8 protein-coding genes are annotated in these 6,298 nt (G+C 72.8%); all 8 read left to right on the top strand.

The window, feature by feature from the left end:
• The first annotated feature begins 11 nt into the window (after positions 1-11).
• Positions 12-422, top strand: a complete 411-nt coding sequence (locus ACFP3V_RS30545; RefSeq protein WP_380590663.1) for a DUF2752 domain-containing protein — start codon at positions 12-14, stop codon at positions 420-422.
• Positions 423-554: 132 nt separating this feature from the next.
• Positions 555-1,364: an indole-3-glycerol phosphate synthase TrpC gene (gene trpC / locus ACFP3V_RS30540; RefSeq protein ID WP_380590651.1), complete on the top strand. Its 810-nt coding sequence runs from the start codon at positions 555-557 to the stop codon at positions 1,362-1,364.
• A 21-nt stretch (positions 1,365-1,385) separates the two neighbouring features.
• Entirely contained in the window at positions 1,386-1,535 is a 150-nt protein-coding gene (gene trpM / locus ACFP3V_RS30535; RefSeq protein ID WP_380590648.1) for a tryptophan biosynthesis modulator TrpM, read from the top strand.
• A gap of 200 nt (positions 1,536-1,735) precedes the next feature.
• Positions 1,736-2,965: a tryptophan synthase subunit beta gene (trpB, locus tag ACFP3V_RS30530; RefSeq protein ID WP_380590645.1), complete on the top strand. Its 1,230-nt coding sequence runs from the start codon at positions 1,736-1,738 to the stop codon at positions 2,963-2,965.
• Positions 2,962-3,777: a tryptophan synthase subunit alpha gene (trpA, locus tag ACFP3V_RS30525; RefSeq protein ID WP_380590642.1), complete on the top strand. Its 816-nt coding sequence runs from the start codon at positions 2,962-2,964 to the stop codon at positions 3,775-3,777. The genes trpB and trpA overlap by 4 nt, the downstream gene beginning before the upstream one ends.
• 298 nt (positions 3,778-4,075) lie before the next feature.
• Complete coding sequence (locus ACFP3V_RS30520; RefSeq protein WP_380590660.1) at positions 4,076-4,855, top strand: DsbA family protein; 780 nt, start codon at positions 4,076-4,078, stop codon at positions 4,853-4,855.
• 86 nt (positions 4,856-4,941) lie between these two features.
• Complete coding sequence (locus tag ACFP3V_RS30515; RefSeq protein ID WP_380590639.1) at positions 4,942-5,484, top strand: MauE/DoxX family redox-associated membrane protein; 543 nt, start codon at positions 4,942-4,944, stop codon at positions 5,482-5,484.
• Entirely contained in the window at positions 5,481-6,257 is a 777-nt protein-coding gene (locus ACFP3V_RS30510) for a DsbA family protein (protein WP_380590637.1), read from the top strand. Before ACFP3V_RS30515 ends, ACFP3V_RS30510 begins: the two co-directional genes overlap by 4 nt.
• The last annotated feature ends 41 nt before the right edge of the window (positions 6,258-6,298 follow it).

The following is a 6,298-nucleotide window of genomic DNA, read 5'->3' as shown; positions in this document are numbered from 1 at the left end:
CGGCGGCGCCGCTGCCGACGCGCCGGAAGCCGGGCGGCCTGGCCGCCCCCCTGGCCGTCGCCGGCGCCGCCGCGGCGGCTGTCGCGTACGTCGGGGCCGTCGACCCCGGCCGTCCCGGCCACTACCCCACCTGCCCGTTCCTGCTGCTGACCGGCTGGTGGTGCCCCGGCTGCGGCGGGCTGCGCGCGGTCCACGCGCTGACCCGCGGCGACGTCCCCGCCGCCCTGCACGACAACGCCTTCGGCGTGGCCCTGCTGGTGGCCCTGCTGCTGCTCTGGGCCCGGTGGACGCGGCATGCGGCACGCGGACGGCCGACCCCGCCGCTGCGGCTCCCGCGCGGACTGCTGATCGGCGTCGCCGTGATGGCCGTGGCCTTCACGGTGCTGCGGAATCTCCCTGTCGGAGCCTTCCTCGCCCCGTGACCCGGTGGCGGCGTCCGCTCCGCGAGACCGGACGTGCTCGATGCGAGGACCGGTCGGTGCGGCCTATACCATCGAGGCAGCTGAGCACATGTGCCGGCTGAGCCCACACCACTCCCGAACGGAGGCGCCCGCGTGAGCGTGCTCGACGAGATCATCGCCGGAGTCCGAGAGGACCTCGCCGAGCGCCAGGCCCAGGTGTCGCTTGACGAGCTCAAGGAGCTGGCGGCGAAGGCGCCCGAGGCCAAGGACGGGGTCGCCGCGCTGGGCGGCGAGGGCGTCAGCGTCATCTGCGAGGTCAAGCGGTCCAGCCCGTCCAAGGGCGCGCTCGCCGCGATCGCCGACCCGGCCGCTCTGGCCGCCGACTACGCGGCGGGCGGCGCCGCCGCGATCTCCGTGCTCACCGAGCAGCGCCGCTTCGGCGGCTCGCTGGCCGACCTCAAGGCCGTGCGCACGGCGGTGGACACGCCGCTGCTGCGCAAGGACTTCATCGTCACCTCCTACCAGCTGTGGGAGGCCCGCGCCTACGGGGCCGACCTGGCGCTGCTGATCGTCGCCGCCCTGGACCAGCCCGCCCTGGTGTCCCTGATCGAGCGCGCGGAGTCCATCGGACTGACCCCGCTGGTCGAGGTGCACGACGAGGAGGAGGTCGCCCGGGCGGTCGACGCCGGGGCGCGGATCATCGGCGTCAACGCGCGCAACCTGAAGACGCTGGAGGTCGACCGCGGCACCTTCGCCCGGGTGGCCCCCACGATCCCGGACGGCGTCCTCAAGGTCGCCGAGTCCGGCGTCCGCGGCCCGCACGACCTGATCGCCTACGCCCACGACGGCGCCGACGCGGTCCTGGTCGGCGAGTCGCTGGTCACCGGCCGCGACCCCAAGGCCGCGGTGGCGGACCTCGTCGCCGCCGGAGCCCACCCCGCGCTGCGGCACGGCCGCGACTGACGCTTCGCTAGGATCTGCGCCATGGCCCTCAGCTCCCGACTCGCCCGCGGCTGCAAGCCGCGTGGCTGCCGCGCACCGGCGCGACGGGTGCTGGGCAGGCGCGTCCGCTACGTGATCGGCGCGGAGCCCGGTCAGGTACCCGGCAGGCGATGGCGAGCCTTCTGCCGATGAGTTAGTCGCACCTCCCCCAGGGGCGGGGGGAACTGCGCGACCGGCCCACCACTTGCGGGTCCGGCCCCATGTGCGGGACGGACCTCCCCGGGTGGTGTGTGTCCTCGCGCGCAGTGTCCTCGCGCCCCTGAGAGAAAGTGCAACTGACCGTCGTGCATTCAGCTTTGACCATTCGTCATCCGCACCCACAGGGAAGATCCATGTCCGACGTGACATCCACCCCGGACGCACGGGGCTACTTCGGTCAGTTCGGCGGCCGTTTCATCCCGGAGGCGCTCGTCGCCGCCGTCGAGCAGGTCGCCGACGAGTACGAGAAGGCCAAGGCCGACCCGGCCTTCACCGCCGAACTGAACCGCCTGCTCAAGGACTACACCGGGCGGCCCAGCCCGCTCACCGACGTCCCCCGTTTCTCCGAGCACGCGGGCGGAGCCCGCATCCTGCTCAAGCGTGAGGACCTGAACCACACCGGCTCGCACAAGATCAACAACGTGCTGGGGCAGGCGCTGCTCACCCGGCGCATGGGCAAGACCCGGCTCATCGCCGAGACCGGGGCCGGTCAGCACGGCGTGGCCACCGCCACCGCCGCCGCGCTCTTCGGCCTCGAGTGCGTCATCTACATGGGCGAGGTCGACACCCAGCGCCAGGCGCTGAACGTCGCGCGGATGCGGATGCTGGGCGCGACCGTCGTCCCCGTGAAGTCCGGCAGCCGGACCCTCAAGGACGCCATCAACGAGGCGTTCCGCGACTGGGTCGCCAACGTCGACTCCACGCACTACCTGTTCGGCACCGTCGCCGGGCCGCACCCGTTCCCGATGATGGTCCGGGACTTCCACCGGGTCATCGGCCAGGAGGCCAGGGGCCAGGTGCTGGACCGTACCGGGAAGCTGCCCGACGCCGTCGTCGCCTGCGTGGGCGGCGGGTCGAACGCCATGGGCATCTTCTACGACTTCATCCCGGACGCGGGCGTCCGCCTCGTCGGCATCGAGGCGGCCGGCGAGGGCGTGGACACCCCCCGCCACGCCGCCACGCTGACCAAGGGCGACCCGGGCGTGCTGCACGGCTCGCGCACCTACGTGCTGCAGGACGAGGACGGCCAGACCATCGAGTCGCACTCGATCTCCGCGGGGTTGGACTATCCCGGCGTCGGTCCCGAGCACTCCTACCTCAAGGACACCGGCCGCGCCGAGTACCGCCCCTGCACGGACGCGGCCGCGATGGACGCGCTGCTGCTGCTCTCCCGCACCGAGGGCATCATCCCGGCCATCGAGAGCTCGCACGCCCTCGCCGGGGCCCTGGAGCTAGGCCGCGAGCTCGGCCCGGAGGCGACCATCCTGGTCAACCTCTCCGGCCGCGGCGACAAGGACATGCACACGGCCGCGCAGTACTTCGGGCTGCTGGACGGCGACGACACCACCGGGGGCAGCAAGTGACCACCGAGCAGAGCAAGTTGAGCCAGATCCTGGCCGCCGCCAAGGCGGAGGACCGGGCGGCGCTGATCGCCTACCTGCCGGCGGGCTTCCCCACCGTCCCCGGTGCGGTGACGGCCGTGCAGGCGCTGATCGACGGGGGAGTGGACGCCGTCGAGATCGGCCTCCCGCACAGCGACCCGGTGCTGGACGGTCCGACCATCCAGACCGCGGACGACATCGCGCTGCGCGGCGGCATCCGGACGAAGGACGTGCTGGAGACGGTCCGTCAGGTCACCACGGCCAACCCGGACGTGCCGGTGCTGGTCATGACGTACTGGAACCCGGTCGACCGCTACGGCCAGACCCGCTTCGCGGCCGACCTCGCGGCGGCGGGCGGCGCCGGCTGCATCCTGCCGGACCTGCCGGTCGAGGAGGCGGACGAGTGGCTGACGGCCGCTCAGCAGCACGGCCTGGACACGGTGTTCGTGGTCGCGCCGTCCAGCAGGGACGAGCGGCTGGGGAAGATCACCGCCAAGGGCAGCGGCTTCGTCTACGCGGCGGCGGTCATGGGGGTGACCGGTACCCGCGCCCAGGTCGGCAACCTGGCCGAGGACCTGGTGCGGCGCACCCGTGCCACGACGGACCTGCCGGTCTGCGTGGGCCTGGGCGTCTCCAACGCGGAGCAGGCCGCGGAGGTCGCGGCCTTCGCGGACGGGGTGATCGTCGGCTCCGCCTTCGTGCAGCGGCTTCTCGACGCCGAGAGCGAGGAAGCCGGTTACGCGGCGGTGCGGGAGCTCGCGGCCGAGCTGGCCGCGGGCGTCCGCAAGCGCTAGCGCCGTCGAGGCCGCGAGCAACCCACCCCCGAGGGCGCGAGCAACCCACCCCGAGGGGGGCGACCCTCCCGCCCCCTTCAGGTGGGAGTTCGTCCCGCCGGGACGGAACGGCCGCGGTGGGTTGCTCGCGCCCCCCGCCACGCGGCGGAGCCGCACAGCTGCCCAGCGCCGCCCCCTCAGCGCCCCTGCGGGGGCTCCCGCCGTTCACTCGTTCCGGTGAGGGGGTGGGCGGGGTCGGAACCGGGGCCACTCCTCGTCGTTAGCTTGCTGGGCGCTGACGACGAGGAGGCCAGCCGTGATGCCGACGTGCCGGACACGAGCGACCCGGGCCGCGCACGCGGCCCGCGCGGCACTCGCCGCCCTCGCGCTGTCCGGGGCCCTGCTCGCCGATCCCGTCGTCGACCACGCCCTCGCCGAGGCCGTGCCGGCGCCGGCCGTGGCGTCGTTCGGCGCCCCGCTGGTCCGTGACGTACCGGACCGGGGAACCGCCCTCCCGCTCCCCGCCGCGCTCGACCGCGACCGGGCCGCGATCGACGTCGGCTATCGCGGAGCGCCCGTCGTCCTCACCGTCTTCGAGGACTACCGCTGCGACTCCACCGGCGCCTTCGAACGGATCCAGGGGCCGACGCTGCGTTCGCTCGCCGCCGCGCACAAGGTGCTGATCCGCTACGTCCTGGAGTCCTCCCTCGACGAGCGCCTGCCCGGGCCAGGCGCCCTGTGGGCCACCAACGCCGCCCGAGCCGCCCTCGCGCACGGGGGCTTCCCGCTCTACCACGCCCTGCTCTTCGCCAATCAGCCGGACGAGCGGGCCGACGGGTTCACCGAGCAGCGGCTGCTCCAACTCGCGTCCCAAGTACCGAAGTTGCGGGGCAAGGCGTTCGACTCCGAGGTGCATCGGCTGGCCTGGCGCGACTGGGTGGCCCGGGCACAGCACGCCTACGACACCGCCGGCGTCCATCACGGCACGCCCTCGATCCTGGTCAACGGCCGGGAGGTGGACCTCTGGGCCCAGCCCCGGCTGCTCGACTCGCCCGCCTACCTGCGGAGTTTCGTCGAGAAGGCGGCGCAGAAGCACTGACCGCCAGGGCTGTTTGCTCCTTTTGAGGGAGTACGGCAGCATAAGGTCCGATTTGTGAGCACAGCAGAACAGGGGAGGCGGCCAAGGTGGTCGTACAGGAAGCGTCCGGGAGGCGCGCCCGGGCAGCCGGGAGCCGGACCGAGCCGGGCTGGAGCGTCGGCATCGGCACGGCGGCCCGCCTCGGCCTCGCGGTGGTCTGGGCCTGGGCCGGGCTCGCCAAGATCGACGACCCGGCGGCGGCCGAACAGGCCGTCCGCGCCTACCGGTTGCTGCCCGAGGCGCTGGTGCCGGCGTTCGGCTTCGGACTGCCGTTCCTGGAGCTGGCCCTGGCGCTGCTGCTGCTCGTCGGCTTCGGCACCCGGATCGCCGCGGCGCTGTCCGCGGTGCTGTTCCTCGTCTACATCGGATCGATCGCCTCGGTCTGGGCGCGCGGGATCTCCATCGACTGCGGCTGCTTCGGCGGCGGTGGCGCGGTCGCGGCCTCGCACACGGCGTACTGGCAGGAGATCCTGCGCGACTGCGGCTTCCTGCTGCTCGCCGGATGGCTGCTGTGGCGGCCGCGCACCTTCCTCGCCGCCGACAGCCTGCTGGCGGACGGTCCGTCAGCGCGACGTAGTGGATGGGCATGAGCAAGAAGAACGAAGACGGCAAGCGGGACGCGCGCTCCCGGCTGCGGGAGGAGCGCGCCCGCGAGGCCGCGAAGGCCAAGCGGGTACGGCAGTTCACCATCATCGGGGTGGTGCTGGTCGTGCTCGTCGTCGCGGTCGTCGTCGGCATCCTGGTGCAGAGCAACCGGGCCCCGGCCTACGACGCCGCGAAGGACGCCCCGGCGGGGACGGTGGGCAACAGCAGGCTGGTCATCCCGGTCGGCGACACGTCGGCCAAGGCGACGCTGACCATCTACGAGGACCCCCGCTGCCCCGCCTGCGGCTCCTTCGAGAACACGATGCGTCCGACGATCAACGCGCTCGAGGCGGCGAACAAGGTCCAGATCCAGTACCACGTCGTCTCGTTCATCGACCGCCACGACGGCGGATCGGGCTCCAAGAACGGCGCGAACGCGCTGGCCTGCGCGCAGAACGTGGGCAAGTTCCACGCGTACCACGACGTGCTGTACACCAACCAGCCCGACGAGACGGTCGACCAGTGGGCGGACAAGAGCGTCCTTATCACCCTGGCCAAGAAGGTGCCGGGGCTGGACACGCCCGCCTTCGAGTCCTGCGTGAACGGGAACAGCTTCGGCAACTGGGTCAAGGCCGTCCAGAGCGACTTCGACAAGTCGGGCTTCTCGTCCACCCCCACGGTCCTGCTCAACGGCACGTCCGCGTACCCGACCTACAACGGCGAGGACATGTCCCCGGCCAACCTGACCAAGTGGGTCAACGCGATCGACGCGAAGTAGCAGGCCCGGCAGGCCCCTTGGGGGCGCGGGCCGCGCCGCTC

This window comes from Streptacidiphilus monticola, from assembly GCF_042658505.1.
Taxonomy (GTDB): Bacteria; Actinomycetota; Actinomycetes; order Streptomycetales; family Streptomycetaceae; genus Streptacidiphilus; species Streptacidiphilus monticola.
This window is presented reverse-complemented; position numbering and strand designations above follow the sequence as displayed.

Coding starts and splice junctions, on each gene's coding strand:
- trpM (WP_380590648.1), top strand. CDS start 1,386: ATGGCCCTCAGCTCCCGACTCGCCCGCGGCTGCAAGCCGCGTGGCTGC.
- trpB (WP_380590645.1), top strand. CDS start 1,736: ATGTCCGACGTGACATCCACCCCGGACGCACGGGGCTACTTCGGTCAG.
- ACFP3V_RS30520 (WP_380590660.1), top strand. CDS start 4,076: ATGCCGACGTGCCGGACACGAGCGACCCGGGCCGCGCACGCGGCCCGC.
- ACFP3V_RS30510 (WP_380590637.1), top strand. CDS start 5,481: ATGAGCAAGAAGAACGAAGACGGCAAGCGGGACGCGCGCTCCCGGCTG.